Annotated in this window: 16 protein-coding genes; 6 read left to right on the top strand and 10 right to left on the bottom strand. The window is 43.2% G+C overall.

Features of this window, described 5'->3' with window-relative positions; genetic code table 11:
- Window positions 1-25 precede the first annotated feature (25 nt).
- The 6 genes from CKO50_RS19670 (at window position 26) to CKO50_RS19645 (ending at window position 8,161) form a co-directional block, all read left to right on the top strand.
- Window positions 26-1,510 carry an alpha/beta hydrolase gene (locus CKO50_RS19670; RefSeq protein WP_095729532.1) on the top strand — a complete coding sequence of 495 codons (1,485 nt, stop codon included), beginning with the start codon at window positions 26-28 and terminating at the stop codon, window positions 1,508-1,510.
- Between the two features lie 3 nt (window positions 1,511-1,513).
- Window positions 1,514-2,248 (top strand): ATP-binding cassette domain-containing protein, encoded by a 735-nt coding sequence (locus tag CKO50_RS19665; RefSeq protein WP_095729531.1) that lies wholly within the window; start codon window positions 1,514-1,516, stop codon window positions 2,246-2,248.
- Window positions 2,245-3,381, top strand: coding sequence for an ABC transporter permease (locus tag CKO50_RS19660; RefSeq protein WP_095729530.1), 1,137 nt, complete (start codon window positions 2,245-2,247; stop codon window positions 3,379-3,381). The genes CKO50_RS19665 and CKO50_RS19660 overlap by 4 nt, the downstream gene beginning before the upstream one ends.
- A gap of 163 nt (window positions 3,382-3,544) precedes the next feature.
- The gene (gene ttcA / locus CKO50_RS19655) at window positions 3,545-4,438 is read left to right on the top strand and encodes a tRNA 2-thiocytidine(32) synthetase TtcA (RefSeq protein ID WP_095729550.1); all 894 of its coding nucleotides are present in this window, start codon (window positions 3,545-3,547) and stop codon (window positions 4,436-4,438) included.
- Between the two features lie 298 nt (window positions 4,439-4,736).
- A complete protein-coding gene (locus CKO50_RS19650; RefSeq protein ID WP_095729529.1) occupies window positions 4,737-6,890 on the top strand; it encodes a TonB-dependent siderophore receptor in 2,154 nt (717 codons plus the stop codon).
- A 74-nt stretch (window positions 6,891-6,964) separates the two neighbouring features.
- Window positions 6,965-8,161, top strand: a complete 1,197-nt coding sequence (locus CKO50_RS19645; protein ID WP_095729528.1) for a PepSY domain-containing protein — start codon at window positions 6,965-6,967, stop codon at window positions 8,159-8,161.
- A gap of 55 nt (window positions 8,162-8,216) precedes the next feature.
- On the opposite strand, the gene uspE is transcribed toward CKO50_RS19645, so the two are convergent.
- The 10 genes from uspE to ccoN all read right to left on the bottom strand — a co-directional run bounded on the left by uspE (window position 8,217) and on the right by ccoN (window position 17,312).
- Window positions 8,217-9,140 carry a universal stress protein UspE gene (uspE, locus tag CKO50_RS19640; RefSeq protein ID WP_095729527.1) on the bottom strand — a complete coding sequence of 308 codons (924 nt, stop codon included), beginning with the start codon at window positions 9,138-9,140 and terminating at the stop codon, window positions 8,217-8,219.
- Between the two features lie 117 nt (window positions 9,141-9,257).
- On the bottom strand, window positions 9,258-9,992 hold the full coding sequence (locus CKO50_RS19635; protein ID WP_095729526.1) for an FNR family transcription factor: 735 nt from the start codon (window positions 9,990-9,992) through the stop codon (window positions 9,258-9,260).
- A gap of 184 nt (window positions 9,993-10,176) precedes the next feature.
- Window positions 10,177-10,848: a sulfite exporter TauE/SafE family protein gene (locus CKO50_RS19630; protein ID WP_095729525.1), complete on the bottom strand. Its 672-nt coding sequence runs from the start codon at window positions 10,846-10,848 to the stop codon at window positions 10,177-10,179.
- Between the two features lies 1 nt (window position 10,849).
- Window positions 10,850-11,050, bottom strand: coding sequence for a cbb3-type cytochrome oxidase assembly protein CcoS (ccoS, locus tag CKO50_RS19625; RefSeq protein WP_010373983.1), 201 nt, complete (start codon window positions 11,048-11,050; stop codon window positions 10,850-10,852).
- The gene (locus CKO50_RS19620; RefSeq protein ID WP_095729524.1) at window positions 11,047-13,422 is read right to left on the bottom strand and encodes a heavy metal translocating P-type ATPase; all 2,376 of its coding nucleotides are present in this window, start codon (window positions 13,420-13,422) and stop codon (window positions 11,047-11,049) included. The genes ccoS and CKO50_RS19620 overlap by 4 nt, the downstream gene beginning before the upstream one ends.
- A gap of 6 nt (window positions 13,423-13,428) precedes the next feature.
- On the bottom strand, window positions 13,429-13,920 hold the full coding sequence (locus CKO50_RS19615; protein ID WP_095729523.1) for a FixH family protein: 492 nt from the start codon (window positions 13,918-13,920) through the stop codon (window positions 13,429-13,431).
- Between the two features lie 118 nt (window positions 13,921-14,038).
- Complete coding sequence (gene ccoP / locus CKO50_RS19610) at window positions 14,039-15,004, bottom strand: cytochrome-c oxidase, cbb3-type subunit III (RefSeq protein ID WP_045963915.1); 966 nt, start codon at window positions 15,002-15,004, stop codon at window positions 14,039-14,041.
- Window positions 15,001-15,186 (bottom strand): cbb3-type cytochrome c oxidase subunit 3, encoded by a 186-nt coding sequence (locus CKO50_RS19605; protein WP_010373992.1) that lies wholly within the window; start codon window positions 15,184-15,186, stop codon window positions 15,001-15,003. Before CKO50_RS19605 ends, ccoP begins: the two co-directional genes overlap by 4 nt.
- Before the next feature lie 5 nt (window positions 15,187-15,191).
- Window positions 15,192-15,866, bottom strand: a complete 675-nt coding sequence (ccoO, locus tag CKO50_RS19600; protein ID WP_095729522.1) for a cytochrome-c oxidase, cbb3-type subunit II — start codon at window positions 15,864-15,866, stop codon at window positions 15,192-15,194.
- Between the two features lie 12 nt (window positions 15,867-15,878).
- Complete coding sequence (ccoN, locus tag CKO50_RS19595; protein WP_095729521.1) at window positions 15,879-17,312, bottom strand: cytochrome-c oxidase, cbb3-type subunit I; 1,434 nt, start codon at window positions 17,310-17,312, stop codon at window positions 15,879-15,881.
- Between the last annotated feature and the right edge of the window lie 103 nt (window positions 17,313-17,415).

The following is a 17,415-nucleotide window of genomic DNA, read 5'->3' as shown; positions in this document are numbered from 1 at the left end:
ACCGTGAGTCAACAAGGAAATAACTATGAAAAAGCCATTTAAGTTTAAGAAAAGCTTAGTAAAGCTAGCGCTGCTTCCTCTCATTTTAGGAGCTGCATTGCCATCACATGCGGCAACATCAATAGCAGAATTATCCGCTTGTTATGCAAAAGGCCTCAGTGACAGAGCGCAATGCGGAAAAATCTCGCAACCATTAAGTGAAAGCAAAACAGAACAAAAAATTGATATTCACTTTATGGTTATTCCAGCAATTAAGCAGCTTTACCCACAAGAAGCGATTATTGCGTTTGCAGGGGGGCCTGGGCAGTCAGCCACCGAAATCGCAGCAAATTTTGAAAGGATCCTTAAATACGCGAGAGAAAGCAGAGACATTATACTTGTTGACCAACGGGGAACCGGAAAATCTAATCTTTTGCAATGCGATATGGATGATCTTGAGCAACAATTTGCGCTAAATGACACTTTGTTGGGTCTCGATTTTTACAAAGAAGATGCCCTTAAGTGTAAAGAAAATCTAAACACAGATCTTTCCGATTATACGACGGTTGCGGCCGCAAAAGATTTTGACGCGGTAAGAGTTGCGCTTGGCTATAGCAAATTACACTTATATGGTGGCTCATATGGAACGCGCATCGCACTTGAGTATATGAGACAGTTCCCTGATAGTGTTGCATCGGCTGTGTTAGATGGTCTTGCTCCTAATAACCAAAGTTTAATGGCGATTGGTGGCGCGATAGAAGACTCATTGAACGCTCTCTTTGCACAATGTGAAGCTGATAAAAAGTGTGCAAATAATTATCCGAATCTAAAGCAGCAATGGCAACGCTTGCTGAAGCAAGTTGAGCAAACGCCGATAGAGGTTTCTGTACTTCACCCAAGAACCAGCAAACCGCTTGCGATGACGATGACCAAAATGAAGCTATTTAGCGCGATTAGGATGGCGCTTTACTCTCATACCTCCCGCGCATTGGTGCCGCTTGCGATTAGTGAAGCGACTAAAGGTAACCTTGCTCCTCTAGTTGGCATGATGGCACCAAGTGAAGACGGCCTTGGATTGGCCATGGGGATGCATCAGGCAATTGTATGTGGGGAGGATTGGCCACGATTAACGGCTGCAGACAAAGTCAAATATAGTGAAAACTATATGGGTAAGATGATGATCACAGGATTGGATGCGACGTGCCCAATTTGGAATGTGAGTCCGGTGCCAAGTAGTTACTATGAACCCGTTGCGTCGGATATTCCAACCTTACTGCTTTCTGGCGGACTAGATCCAGCAACGCCTGCTCAGTGGGCCGAAGTTGCGATGGAAAAACTAAGCAATGCCACACACTTAGTTGCACCAACGGCAACGCATATTGTCGCAGGGCAAAGCTGTGCTAATAAACTCATTGCTAAGTTTTACGATGAAAAGACAGTGGGAGACTTTGATACCAGTTGTCTTGAAGAAGACACACGCAAACAATTCTTTATGAACATCAATGGCCCTGCAACAGCTGATAAGGAGTAACTCATGATCCAAGTAGATAACTTACATAAAAAGATTGGTGAAGTGAACGCGCTAGACGGGCTGTCATTTACCGCTCGTGATGGTCAAATTACGGGACTATTGGGACCCAACGGAGCTGGTAAAACGACTTGCTTACGGACCGTATTTGGCCTGCTTCAAGCTGATCAAGGTATGGCGTCTATCGATAGTATTGATGTTGCCAAAGAGCCAACCAGGGCAAAACAACAATTAGGATTGTTCCCAGACCCATGTGGGCTCTACGAGCGCATGACGCCGCGTGAATATACCCAATTTTACGCTGAACTAAGTGGAATGGACGCAAAATCGGCCGCTACAGCGACGCAAGAAGTATTAGAAAAGCTACAAATGTTGGATATCGCGGATAGACGCTGTAAAGGCTTTTCACAAGGCCAAAGAATGAAAACGGCGTTGGCACAGGCAATCGTGCATAAACCAACGAATATTGTACTTGATGAGCCAACACGTGGTTTAGATGTAATGAGTACCAGAGTGTTACGGGATTTGTTGATGATGCTTAAGGCGCAAGGTCACTGTGTCTTATTTTCTAGCCACGTGATGCAAGAAGTTGCAGCACTTTGTGATCATGTGGTGGTCATGGCGAAAGGCAAAGTGGTCGCGGAAGGTTCTCCAGAGGCCCTATGTGAACAAACAGGTAAAGCGTCGCTTGAGGAAGCTTTCATTACCCTGATAGGTACAGATGAAGGAATTGCAGCATGATGAAATTAATCTCAGTTTTATTTAAAAAAGAAGTGTTAGACGCAAGCCGCGACAAACGTTCAGTGATGGCTGGCCTTTACTATTGTATCGGTGCACCTATTCTAATGTGTGTATTGTTTACCGTCATGTTTAAGCAAATGGCTTCGCCTGAAGCACTCAAAATCACCATTAATAACGCAGAAAATGCGCCAAACTTAGTACAATTTTTAGCGAGTAAAGAAATTGAACATGGTGAAGGCGAAGAGGTTAAAGCCATTACCTTGGAGGTAAGCGAAGATTACCAAGAAAATATGATGCAAGGTAAGAGTGCGACGGTATTTATCATTGCTGATAAATCGGAGCAAAAGTTACGTTCATCAATTAACCGACTAGAGCGTAACCTCATGTTATACAACAGCGAAGTTGCTTCATTGCGATTAGTCGCGCGTGGTATCGATCCGACTATTGCACGTGCAATTGATGTCCAAACTCATGACCAAGCGACACCGACCTCTAAAGGAGGCTTCGTATTAGGTATTGCAACATTATCTATTATTATTTCGCTATTTTATGCGGCGATGGGTATGGCAATTGACAGTAGTGCAGGGGAGCGTGAACGTAACTCATTACAGCTATTACTTAGCCACCCGATCAGTACCATGCATATTGTGTTAGCTAAAGTGGGGGCAATCGCAGGTTTTTCTATCATTGCTTTAGTGTTAACCACCATAGTATCTAAGTTTGCTTATAATATGGTGCCATGGGAAATGATGGGCTTTACAGTGGTCATTGGTCCTAAATTTATTATTTCAGCAATTATAATTGGTCTGCCTATTGCGTTAATGTCTGCCAGTTTATTGATATTTATCTCTTTCCTAGCTAAATCATTTAAAGAAGCGCAATCTTATGTGGCGATGGCGCTGTTCATTCCGGTAATGATGAGCATGGCAACGACCTATGATATTGCTACCGACATTATGCAGTGGATGCCGATCGCAGCGCAGCAAAATGCAATGATTGAAATCATTAAAGGCAATGCGATACCAGTACCACAACTATTATTGTCGAGCGCGGTCACACTGGGGTTGTTTGCTATTTTCACCTACCTAAGCAGTCGTATGCTAAAAAGTGAAAAGGTAGTGTTCGGCCTTTAATTTATTTGTTCCCAACTATGGCGCCCAAAGCGGCGCCATTTTTGTATTTTACCTCATCTTAATTTCACGTATAATCGGCGCCCCATAATTGATGTAGTAATGTACTAGCGCGATAACGCGCACAGTACGCAGTTGAGTAAGTATGAATACGGCACCTAACACCATGACAGAGCAAGATAATCGCAAAGAAGTTTTAGAGTTTAATAAGCTGCAAAAGCGTCTGCGCCGTAATGTCGGCAACGCCATCAAAGATTACAATATGATCGAAGAAGGCGATGTGGTGATGGCTTGTATCAGCGGTGGTAAGGATTCATTCGCCATGCTGGATATTTTACTTAGCCTAAAAAAAGCGGCACCAATTCACTTTGATGTGGTGGCGGTCAATCTGGATCAAAAGCAGCCTGGATTCCCAGAGCATATTTTGCCAGAGTACTTCGAAACGCTAGGCATTCCTTATTATATCATTGATAAAGATACCTACTCAGTCGTAAAAGAAAAAGTACCAGAGGGCAAAACGACTTGTGGCCTTTGTTCACGCTTGCGCCGTGGTACTTTGTATTCATTTGCTGAAAAGATTGGCGCGACTAAAATCGCACTGGGCCACCACTTAGATGATATTGTTGAAACGCTGTTTTTAAACATGTTCTACGGCGCGAGAATGAAAGCGATGCCACCCAAACTACGTTCTGATGATGGCCGTAATGTGGTGATCCGCCCGCTCACTTATGCACGTGAAAAAGATCTTATTCAATACGCTGAACATAAGGATTTTCCTATTATTCCGTGCAACCTATGTGGCTCGCAAGAAAACCTGCAACGTCAAAACATTAAATCTATGTTGGTGGAGTGGGATAAGAAAACGCCTGGTCGAGTAGAGAGTATTTTCAAATCAATTCAAAATGTTAGTCCAAGCCAACTGGCTGACACTGAACTCTTTGATTTCGAAAGTTTGCCTCTAGATAGAGACGGTGAGCGAGAAGCTTATGATTTTAATGAAGCTGTGGTTTCCTCGACAAACATTGATGAATCATTGTTCATTGATGTAACCAATATTTAATTTTCAACAATGACTTTTCCAGACTAGGTCTGATAGGCCTAGTCTAAAACTCAATAATTGGCACTCTATAACTTAACTACTCTTGCTCTCCAACAGACTAAAAATCCTTCACTTTAAATTATCTGTTAACTCTACGCACCTAATTCATAGATATGGTCGGGAAACTGATCTCTGCATGAAATATTTTTGCATTTAATTTTGCAAAAAACGCAATTAAATGCAGGTTGGTTGTTTCAAATGAAATTAATAATTGTTATCATTTGTTTGCGCTTTAATAATAACCAAATTGTGGCTCTTAATGAAAACAGTATCAAAACTATCCCTTATCGCTTTAGCGATTATGTATCCCTCTTTGCATGCTTCAGCTCAGCAGCAATCGTCAGAAGATAAGCTTAAAGACCAAGATATCGAAAAAATAACCGTTGTTAGCCGTACATTAAATTTATATCGTAATGGTGAATCTTCAACAGGAAAGCTTGCGGTTGACCCACTTAACTCGACCCAAATGGTGACCTCTCTCAATGCAAATCTGATCCGTGATTTAGCAGCAAGAGATGCCAAAGATCTCTATCGTAATATCGCGGGGGTAAGCCAATTTAGCTACGCAGGGGTAACTGCGCGTGGCTTTCGTCAAGAAGAAATCTATTTTGATGGCCTAAGAGGCGACCCATACGTGGGGTTTAATGTCCCGCAGTTATTTAATGTCGAGCGTGTCGACTTTTTAAAAGGTCCCGCCGGTATGCTGTATGGACCCGGGGCACCTGGTGGATTATTCAACTATATAACTAAAAAGCCGCAATCTGAGTTTAGTGCAAACACCCGTATCATTGCGGGCACAGATAGCCGTTATGGGGCTTCTGGCGAAGTGACTGGTGAAGTAACACAAGCGCAAAGCATTCGTCTCGGAGCCTTTTACGAACAACAAGATACCTACCGTGATAATAGTGCCAGCGAAGTGGCAATTGTAGACGCTGGTTACGCTTATGATTTTGATGATGCTCGTTTGATTTTGCAATACACACACTACAAACAGGACTTGGACGCAAATCGCTTACGCGGTGTCCCTGCTGGTGATGACGGTGAGTTTTTAACTACACCATCGTGGAACCATAATGAACCTACAGACTTTTTAAATCTAACCTCAGATGTATTACAAGCGAGCGTTGTTGGGGATTTAAGTCCATTGCTAAGCTACAACATTGCGCTTCGCTACATAGATAATGAGCAAGAACAAAATTATCATGAACCAAGAGCACTCATCGATAGCAATAAAGATGGTCTAATCGATTTGGTCGCACGTGAGTTTCGAGATCAACTAAGAGCCCAATCTCAACTCTCTTTTGCGGCTAACTTTGTTTACGAAACACAAGTATTTGGCGCTGAGCAGCGTACTGCATTTGGACTAGACATATATTCTGGTGAAGAAGATGCATTATTAGGTCGAGCGTCAGCATCTAATGACTTTGTCACTCGTTACCTAAATGGTACCTCTTTAGACTCGGATATTTTGCCTTTGTCTCTTTACAATCCTAATTATGGCGAAACGCAGTCAAACCAATACAATGTGAGGTTTGCGCCAGAAAGTACAACAAAACAAAAGCGTAATGGCACGTATGTACTCAACGAGCTTGCTTGGGAGAAAGCAACGTTTGTTGCAGGCGTGCGTTATGACCAGTTTGAAGACGATGCCAATGGCAGTAAGTTTGATGATACCAATGTCAGCTTTAGAATTGGTGGTATCTACAAGCTATCTGATGATATCTCATTGTATTCACAGTGGGCTGATTCTTACGAACCTCAAGGTGTGTCCAGTCAGGATGAAAAAGCAGGTGGCCCATTTGAGCCAACGACGGGTGATATCATTGAAGTTGGGCTTAACGCAGAGTTATTTAACGGAAGTACATTGCTAAAAGTGGCTGGTTATCAGATAACAAGGCAAAACTTGCTACAAAATACAGGTACAGATCCTGAGCAAGATGGGGTTGATAATTTAGCGCCAATCGGAGAAATCACGAGTAAAGGCCTAGAAATCGAGTTGATCACCGACGTGACCCCAGACTGGGTAGTAAGCCTAGCCTATGCTTATAATGATGCGACTATCACCGCTGACAATGGCGCTGGTGGGATCCGCAATAGTGTCGGTGATAAATTTGCTAACGCACCTGAAAATCAGTTTGGGGTGTGGACTCGATATCAGGTCCCTGAGTGGAATTTGGCTTTCGCAGTTGGCGGTAACTACGTGGATGAGCAACTTAGTTTATCTGGTCAAACTCTAAATTCCTATTTCGTCGCTGACACCTCCATTATTTGGGAACTAGATAACTACAGTGTGCTATTCAGAGTTGAAAACGTATTCGATAAAGAATATGCAGAGTCGGGCTTTTTAGAGCGCACAGGACACTTTCCTGGTGAGCCACGAAATGCTTTCTTGGAGTTTACCTACAACTGGTAATGCTTAAGTTGACCTGAGGCTCGGTAAGTTATCCGAGCTTATGGGAATGAAAGTCGACCTTTAAGAGGATCTATATGGCAGACAAAGCTAGACAAAGAAAGCGGCTACGCAAGCTATATGATTTACATGCCTGGGTAGGCTTTCAATTAGCGGTGGTCATGTTTGTGATCCTCGCAACGGGCACAATTGCAACCGTTTCAAATGAATTAGATTGGCTTGTTTTTGACGAAATGCGTGCGAGTCAAAAGCCCGAAGAGATAAAAGAGCAAACGGCGGCATCGTGGAAAAACATGTATGCGTCGATAGCTGAGCGCTATCCTGAAGGCCGTATTATTACGTTAGGCACAATGGGAAGTGACTACTTTACCTATCGTGCAAGGGTAGCTTTCGAGGCTAAAAGTGATAGGTATGTGCACGTCGACCAATGGACCCATGAAGTAACAGGTGATATTCCATTACTCACAATACAGCGCTTTTTTAGAGACTTGCATCGCTACCTATTTATGCCGGCAATGCCCGGACTACCAATTGTTACCGCTTTTGCATTCATTTTACTGATCTCTGTCTACACTGGACTGAAAACCACACGAAATTGGAAAGTTGCGCTTTGGCGTTTGAGAGTGGCACAAGGTACAAGAGTATTTTTGAGTGACTTGCATAAGGTTTTTGGCTTATGGGGACTGTGGTTTACTGCGCTTATAATAATCACAGGTATTTGGTATCTATATGAGTTTTCTGCACGGGTAGCGGGTGTGAGTTTGGAGCCTCCGGCTCCAAAAGTTGAGCATATTACAGCGGTAGAAAACATTAACATGCTCTCTGCAAAGAGATTTGAAAGCGCTTTTGAGAAGGCGGAGCTTGCCATTCCCAATTGGACGATAACAACGATACAATTGCCAAGAGCAGATAATGTGGTGCTGCGTTTTCAAGGAATGAGTACAAACCCTTTACTTCGAGATAGAGCACACAAGGTTTATATAGACGCAACAACGTTAGAGGTTTTAGCAATACAGCACCCCAAAAATATGGCGTGGGGAAACTATCTTAACGAGTATGCAGATCCATTACACTTTGGTTATTTTGCGGGGATCACTTCTAAGCTTATATGGTTCGTGTTTGGCTTTGCATTAACCGGACTGTCGTTTACCGGTGTGATGATGACATACAAGCGCACTAAGTCTAAAAGTATAACGAGTGCACAGCTGGCGACATTGTCGATATTTTGCTTATCAGCATTTTACTTTTATTTCTGGCTCGCCAGGTATACATAAAGTGAATGTGCGACTATGTATTATAGCCGCACATTAAATTAACTTGCGCGCTGGCTCAGTCTTCTAATGGGGATTTATAGCCATCTGGCTTTAGTGCTAAGACATCACAGTCTAAGCTATCTATCACATGCTCAGCAGTATTGCCAACCAGCGCTGCACTCAGTCCAGTGCGACCGACAGTGCCAATGACCACTAACTCAGCGTCTTTTTCTTTAGCAACGTAGGGAATAACGTCCTCTGGTAGCCCTTCTTTGATGATGCAATCGCTTTTATCTATTGAATAAGTTTCTGCGAGTGCAAATGTTTCGTCTTCATGGTGTTTTTTTACGGCTTCATTGTATTGCGATGGGTTAAACTCGGGAATTTCAATGGCAATATTAACAGGCGTTGCTGGATAGGTGTTTACCAGGCTCAATTTGGCATTGGCTAATTCACATAAAAACTGAGCATCTGTAATGATACGTTTATTGAGTTCTTGATGTTGCTCGTTATCGCTGACAGAGTTTACCGCTGCAATAATGTTGCCTTGATCTGGCCAAGCGTGATCTTTAACCAGTAATAGAGGCGCAGGGCATTTGCGAATTAAATGCCAATCGGTTGGGGTGAAGATCACTGATTTCAGGGTGTCGTGTTGATGCGTAGATTTAATGACCAAATCATAATCATGCGCAAGCACGGTTTTGATGATCGCTTCGTAGGGGCGATTGTGCCACAACACTTTAGTTTGGATACTCACATCAGAAAAGTCCTTAACCATATCGGCAAGCCATGCTTCTCTGTCTTTGATCACCGCTTCACGCATTGCTTCACGCTCGTCTTTAGACAACATCGTGGTCATTTCATAGGAGAAGTCATAAATAGACATAAATGCAGTGATGGCTGCACCGGTACGCTTGGCAAGATTGATAGCGCGTTCTAAGCTATTTTGGCGCTCTTTAGTTGGATCAATTACGGTGAGTATACTTTTGATTTTATCCACGACTATCTCCTTAAAACGGTATACAAATAAGGTCAGAAGCTTTTCACCTCTGACCTTATTGAGTGTAACCGATCCTATCTAAGGATAAAGTCTTAACGATAAATAGTTTGTTCTAAATCAAGATGCAATCGCGGCTGTTTCAGCTAGGGCTGCAGCATCAATAATGGTGATGAACTTGCCTTCGACCTTTATTGTTCCCGCTTTTTGGAAACGGCTGAGTAAACGACTAATGGTTTCTACAGTAAGACCCAAGTAGTTACCAATTTCACCGCGCGTCATCGTAAAGCGGAATTCTTTACGAGAAAAACCACGCTCGCCAAAGCGATTTGAAAGGTTATAGATAAAAGTTGCTAAGCGTTCTTCAGCAGTCTTTTTATTCAGTAATAACAACATCTCTTGGTCGTAATTGATTTCACTGCTCATTAATCGCATGATCTGTTGGCGCAGTTTTGGCAGCTTACCAGCTAACTCATCAAGGGTGTCAAAAGGGATTTCGCACACCATAGAGGTTTCTAAAGCTTGTGCGAAGCTTTGGTGCTGCATTTTATTAATGGCATCAAAACCCACAAGATCGCCCGCAAGGTGAAATCCTGTGATCTGCTCATCACCTTGCTCAGACAGAGTGTAGCTTTTAAATGAGCCGGAACGAACGGCAAAGATAGCATTTAATGGCGTACCTGACTCGAAAAGAAAATCTCCTTTATGAAGCGGCTTTTTACGTTCAATGATCTCATCTAGCTTGTCCATTTCACTGCCATTGAGCGAAAATGGGAGACAAAGCTGACTGATACTGCAATTATTGCAGCTGATTGTGCATTGGCTCTTTGAGCGGTTTTGATTACTTAAGTCCATAAAATTTCCATAAGTCTATGACGCACGTGAAGGCAACCTAGTACAAAGCATAACGGTTTTGGTACTACAGATCGCCACAAACTCATATGACACGCAAAAGAAAATTTGGTTATCAATTGGAGCTCCTAATCTCAAAGCGCTAACCAATAATCTTAAATGATGAGTTTGCTTAGATAAGGATAGGTTAATGTACTAACTTATCAGTTGCAATAATAATTAAATAAACACCATACCAAATCAATAAATTACCCATAATAATACGTGTAACTAAATGATTTATAAACTTTTGTAGCAGCTGAGCCGATTGCCCTATTACAATCAGTGCAGGCATTGTGCCGACACCGAAGGCGAGCATAATGAGTGCGCCTTCAGTTGCTGATCTCGCTTGTAATGTCCATGTTAAAGCCGAATAAACTAGGCCGCAGGGTAGCCACCCCCATAAGGCGCCGTAGCAAAACGCTTTGGTTTTTGTATTGACCGGGACTAAGTAGCGATTGAGCTTAACAATATGTTGCCAAATTAAGCTTTTAGCAAATGACTCTAGCCATTTTAAGGTGCTGGCTAAGCGCATTACGTAGAGAGCGACAAGCACCATAAAAATACCACTCATCAATTGTAATATAATGGCGAGAGATGTGTTTTGCTTAGCGAGACTTGCCCCGAGTAGGGCAACAAGGCTGCCAGCAAGCGCATAGCTGGAGATACGTCCGATATTATACAACAGGGTAACAACCACTGCAGAAAGCTGCTTGCTCGCCAGTTGTAGCGAGCTGGCAATACCGCCACACATCACCAAACAGTGACCACTTCCAGCAAGCCCCATCACAAATGCACTTAGCAAGCTTATCTCATTCATGCTAGTTGTCGTTATTGCTCTTATTATTTGATGGTTTTACGGACTTGTCACCCGTTTGCGCTTTATCATCATCGAATAAGATGCTGTGGCCCTGTTTATTCAAATCTGAAAATTGTTCGCTTTTTACTGCCCAAAAGAAAATACCAATAGCAATAATGACGAATAAAATGGCGATAGGTATTAATACGTAGATGATACTCATAGCTTTAATAACCTTAATGAATTACCGATCACGATGATCGAGCTAGCTGACATGCCAATAACTGCTATCCAAGGTGGAATGAGGCCAAGTGCAGCGAGTGGCAAAATGGAGCCGTTATACAAAAGTGATATGGTTAAGTTTTGCTTTACTATTCTGCGTGTTTGTTTCGCTACTTGCTGAAGGGCTAGAATGGCATTCAAATCGCTATTTAACAACACTACATCAGCGGTATTCTTTGAGATATCAGCGCCGGTATCCATCGCAACTGACAAGTGAGCGCTATTGAATACTGGGCTGTCGTTGATGCCATCACCAACCATAGCGACAATCTCGCCTTGTTTGGACCAAGCTTCAACGGCTTGTTGCTTAATCTCTGGTGTGCAAGCACTTTGGTAGCTATCTAATGCTAATTGCTGCGATAATTCTTTGCCCGCATTGGAGCTATCCCCAGTTAGCATGTGACATGTAAGACCTGCTTGTTGTAACCGTTCAACAACTGTTTCTGCATTGTTTTTTACTTTGTCATTGAAGTAAAAGTCAGCGACTGCATTGTTGTCAATGAATAAGGTTGCTTGAGCAAATGACGCATGGTTATCAAACCAATGGCTTTTCCCAAGGGCAATAGTGACTTCTTGCCAGTGACCACGGATACCTGAACCAGCCACAACTTCAACATCTTGGACTAGATTTTCGGTTGGGGTGATATGTACAAATGCACGAGCGATAGGGTGCTCAGAAAAGCGCTCTAACGCTGCGGCAAAGTCCAAGACTTGTTGCTCGTTATATTCTGTTTGTAGCAATTCGATATGCTTGATTGAGAAACGGCCTTCGGTCAGTGTGCCTGTTTTGTCAAAGGCAACACGCGTTAATTTGGTTGCCGTTTCTAATACATGGGCCTCTTTAATCAAGATCCCTTTCTTTGTAAGTGACGCCACGGCGCAAGTCAGCGCGGTGGGTATAGCTAGGCTCAATGCGCAAGGGCAAGTTGCTACTAACACCGAAATCGTGACCCAAAAAGCCTTATCTGGTGAAATAGGGTACCAGCCGATGGCGGTAATTGAGGCAAAAACTAATAGACAGGCAACAAACCACTGCGCGACTTTATCGGTGATTTCCACCAACTTAGGGCGTTTGGTAAGTGCGTTATGTTGCAGTCGAATAATTTGGTTGAGCAGGGTATTTTGCCCAATTTTATTGATCTCTAACGTAATTATACCGTCGTGATTTACTGTTCCTGCATACACTTGATGGCCTTGATATTTCTTAACTGGCAAATGTTCGCCTGTCATCATCGACTCATCAACTGTGGTATGGCCTTTGATCACTAAGCCATCCGCAGGGATTGTTTCTCCAGCCTTAACTAATATCAGATCGTTCAGTTTTAGCTTTTTGGCGGCAATATGTTGCTCATTGTTATTCTCATCAACCTTTCTGGCGGTCAATGGCAGCAGCTTTTGCAGGTTTGCAGTAAACTCACTGGCTTTTAATCTGGCCCTGAACTCAAGGTATTTACCTAACAACAGCAAGAAGGTAAACATACAGATGGATTCAAAATAGACTTCGCCGACTTCCATAAAAGTCGCGTAAGTACTGGCGCCGTAAGCTCCGAATATAGCAAGTGAAACAGGGAGATCCATATTCAGTTGTTTAGCTTTCAGCCCTTTAACCGCATTCGTTAAAAATGGCATTGCTGAATATAGAATAACAGGGGAGGCAAGCACGAGACTTATCCAACGAAAGTACTGTTCAAAGTCCTCTTCCATGCCTGAAAACATGCCAAAGTACATGGCAAATGCAAACATCATCACTTGCATAGTCATGAGGCCAGCAACGCCTAAACGACGGATGTATGCTTTCGCTACGGCTTGTTTCTGTGCAGCTTCTTCATCGGCTTGAAATGGGTAGGCCTTATAGCCAATTTCCATCAAAGATTTAATGATATCGCTAAGCTTAACGTGTTTATCTTGCCATACAATCATGGCGCGGTGAGTGGAGGTGTTAACATCAACACGAACGATACCACCGAGCGCCAGCAGTTGCTTTTCGATAAGCCAAGCACAAGCGGCGCAGCTTATCCCTTCAACACTGAGCAGTACCTCTTTGTGGTCTCCACTAATTTCGACGAAGTCTTCTTGGATCTCGTCGTTATCATAGCTGAGTAGCATTTTGAGTTGTTCAGGTACAAGCTCTTCAACTTTACCTGCACTTTCTGTGCGGTAAGTATAGTAGTCACTCATACCTTGAGAAATGATGGTTTCGGCAACGGCCTGGCAGCCAATACAGCAAACCGGTTGTGCGCTACCCTCAAAGGTAACCGAGCCTACAAATCCTTTAGGAATAGGCTCCAAACAATGAAAACACGAATTTGCCATGGCAGCTTACTTATACTGTGGAGTGACCGCGATAATACCATCATGTGGCAGTTGGATTTTTTCTTTCATTTTCCAACTGTTGTCCATAGGCTCTATAAATACCGTGAACACACCGTTATGAGGTTCATCAAATAAGCCCGTAAACTCGCCGCTGGCGTTTTTAGTCAGCGTGACTGCAAAGTCATATTTCTCAATAGTGCGGTGGTAAAACGAGAGCTTTAGTGCATGAACTTTAGAAGCGTCGCCCTTGGTAAATTTAAAGGTGACTTTTTGCTCTGCTACTTGCAGGTCACCATGTAAATAGAGCGCTTTTGCTTTATCAAACTTACTCAGCTCCAGATTGATTGCTTTACCTTTTTTGTAGTAGTCATCAACGACCATATCAGGACCATTACCGACTGCAAACGTGATGAGAAAAACACAGGCAACGACAGTAACGAGTGGGAAAAAAATTAAAAACCAAGGCCAAAAATTCTTATACCAAGGGGTAGGGTTCATAGTTGCTCACATGGCTATAAAACTTGCTCGTATTCTACCGTAAGTTGCGGTAAATACCTAAAAAAAAGCCTCCAAATGGAGGCTTTTTTGATCTCAAATAATGTTCTAAAAGCTAAGCTTATTGGTCTTGTGACAAGCTATAAACATACGCTGTTAGAAGGTGTACTTTATCTTCACCTAAGATATCTTTCCATGCTGGCATTACACCTGCACGACCGTGGCGAAGTGTGTCTTCAACTGCGCGTTGAGAACCACCGTATAGCCAGATATTGTCAGTTAAGTTTGGTGCACCAAACGGAAGGTTATGTGCAACAGAACCTTTGCCGTCCATACCATGACAAGCCGCACACATTGCAAACTTAGCTTTACCTGCATCAGCATCTTTTTGGTTAACAGTACGTCCAGAAAGGCTTAGTACATAAGCAGTCATTTCTTTTACGCCTTGATCACCAAGCGCATCTTGCCAAGCTGGCATCGCTGCAACACGACCGTTAAGCAGTGTTTCTTTGATCTTGTCAGGCGTGCCACCATATAACCAGTCTTTATCAGTTAGGTTAGGGAAGCCTGCGCCACCACGAGCATCAGAGCCATGACACTGAGCACAGTTTTGCGAGAATAAACGTTGACCGATTTCAAGTGCTTCTTCATTCTTTGCAAGCGCAAGTACGTCTTGCTTTGCAAATTCTTGGAAGATAGGACCAAAGCGGTCTTGTGCTGCTTCAACTTCTTTATCAAGCTGTACCCACTGGCCATTTTCATGTGCTTCAGCGACTGCTTTCTTAGACTCTGCCAAGGTGGTAATACCTTGGTTAGAGCTCGTCCAGTTCAAGAAACCTTTAAAGTTACCAAGACCTGGGTAAGCAGCAAGATAATATACTGACCAAACAAAAGTCGCGAAGAACATATAAGTCCACCATTTTGGTAGTGGATTATTTAATTCCTCAATTCCGTCGAACTCGTGACCACAGCTTTCGCCTTCTTTGACACCTGTGTAGTTCTTCAGGTTCCAAATCAGCAGGCCGAAAATCAGAGCTAGACACGCTAGGGTTAGTACGATAACCCAAATACTCCAAAAGCTAGTCATTTTTCAGACTCCTTTTCCTCGTTAGAGATAGTGTTGTTGTGTTTTTTCTCATCTTCAAAAATGGCATTAGCTGCGTCGTCGAAACGGCGCTTAGAGCGCTTGCTATATGCCCACACAACAATCACTATAAACAGTACCAAAATTACCAGAGTCAAAATGCCTCTGTATGTGCCGTAATCCATAACAATTACTTCAAATGTGTGCCAAGTTGTTGTAAGTAAGCGATAAGTGCTTGCATTTCTGTCGCACCTTCACCACCGTTCATCGCGTGGATTTCATCCACTTGCCCTTGCAGTTCAGCATCATCACCGTAGCCTTTGCCATTGTAGCGGTCTGACGACTTATCAATACCAAATGCATCACGGAACATTTGTAATTTTTTCAGAGTATAAGTGGTATCTACTTTAGTGCTATCAAGCCAAGGGTAACCTGGCATGTTTGACTCAGGTACCACCGAGCGAGGATCCATTAAGTGCGCATAGTGCCAGTCGTCAGAGTAACGCTGACCAACACGAGCTAAATCTGGACCTGTACGCTTAGAACCCCACTGGAATGGGTGATCCCATACTGACTCACCAGCTACAGAATAGTGACCGTAGCGCTCAACTTCATCACGGAATGGACGAACCATCTGTGAGTGACAGTTGTAACAACCTTCACGTACGAAGATGTCACGACCTTCCATTTCAAGCGCGGTAAGCGGGCGTAAGCCTTCTACTGGCTGAGTGGTATCTTTTTGGAACATTAGTGGAGTAATTTCAACTAATGCACCGAAGCTAATCGCGAATACCGTTAGGATAGCCATCAGGCCAACGTTCTTTTCAACGATTTCGTGTTTGTTTGTTGAGTTATTGTTGCTCATACTCGATACCCCTTAAGCCACTTGCGGGTTTGCATCAGTGGTAAGTTGACCACTTTTTGCAGTAACCGTACGGAATACGTTGTAAGCCATTACTAGCATACCGATTACGATGAAGACACCGCCTAGGAATCGCATGATATAGAAAGGCTTAGAAGCTTCTAGTGACTGAACAAAGCTATACATTAATGTACCGTCAGCATTTACTGCGCGCCACATTAGACCTTGCATAACGCCAGAGATCCACATTGCAACGATATAAAGCACAACACCAACTGTGTGTAGCCAGAAATGGGTGTTAACTAGCTTGATGCTGTACATGTTACCGTGACCAAATAGTGCAGGGATAAGGTGATAAATTGCACCGATAGAAATCATCGCAACCCAACCTAGTGCACCCGAGTGTACGTGACCTACAGTCCAGTCTGTGTAATGTGAAAGCGCATTTACAGACTTAATAGCCATCATTGGGCCTTCGAACGTAGACATACCGTAGAAAGATAGAGACACCACTAAGAAACGCAGTACTGGGTCAGTACGTAGTTTGTGCCAAGCGCCAGACAGCGTCATGATACCGTTGATCATACCACCCCAAGAAGGAACGAATAGGATAACTGACATCACCATACCTAGAGACTGTGTCCAGTCAGGTAGTGCTGTGTAGTGAAGGTGGTGAGGACCTGCCCAAATATATAGAGAAATAAGTGCCCAGAAATGAACAACCGATAGACGGTAAGAGTATACGGGACGACCTGCTTGTTTTGGTACGAAGTAGTACATCATACCCAAGAAACCAGCGGTAAGTAGGAAACCTACAGCGTTGTGACCATACCACCACTGAACCATCGCATCTACGGCACCTGCGTAGATTGAATAAGATTTAGTAAGCGATACAGGAATAGCCATACTGTTTACAATATGAAGCACTGCAACAGTGATAATGAAACCAGCGTAGAACCAGTTTGCTACATAGATGTGTGACACTTTACGCTTGATAAGAGTACCAAAGAATACGACAGCATAAGTAACCCATACTACCGCGATTGCGATATCAATCGGCCACTCTAGTTCAGCATATTCTTTAGAAGAAGTCATGCCTAGAGGAAGTGTGATAACCGCAGATACGATGATGGCTTGCCAACCCCAGAAGGTAAATGCGGCAAGTTTGTCAGAGAACAGGCGCGTTTGACACGTGCGCTGAACAACATAGTAAGAGGTTGCAAATAGTGCACTTGTACCAAATGCAAAGATTACTGCGTTCGTGTGTAACGGACGAAGTCTAGAGTAAGTTAACCATGGAATGTCGAAGTTTAACGCAGGCCACGCAAGTTGCGCTGCGATAAATACACCTACACCCATGCCAACAATGCCCCAAATCACTGTCATGATAGCGAATTGGCGTACAACTTTATAATTGTACTCAGTTTGTGATGCTACTGTTTGGCTCATTTTCTGGATTCCGCTGCAATTTATTGCGATTAGAAATGAATTACCTGAATTACAGGCCCTAGTTATATTTCTTCAAGCCCGTCATGTTTTCACTCAAAAGATG

The sequence above is a fragment of the Pseudoalteromonas sp. HM-SA03 genome (assembly GCF_002289345.1).
Taxonomy (GTDB): Bacteria; Pseudomonadota; Gammaproteobacteria; order Enterobacterales; family Alteromonadaceae; genus Pseudoalteromonas.
This window is presented reverse-complemented; position numbering and strand designations above follow the sequence as displayed.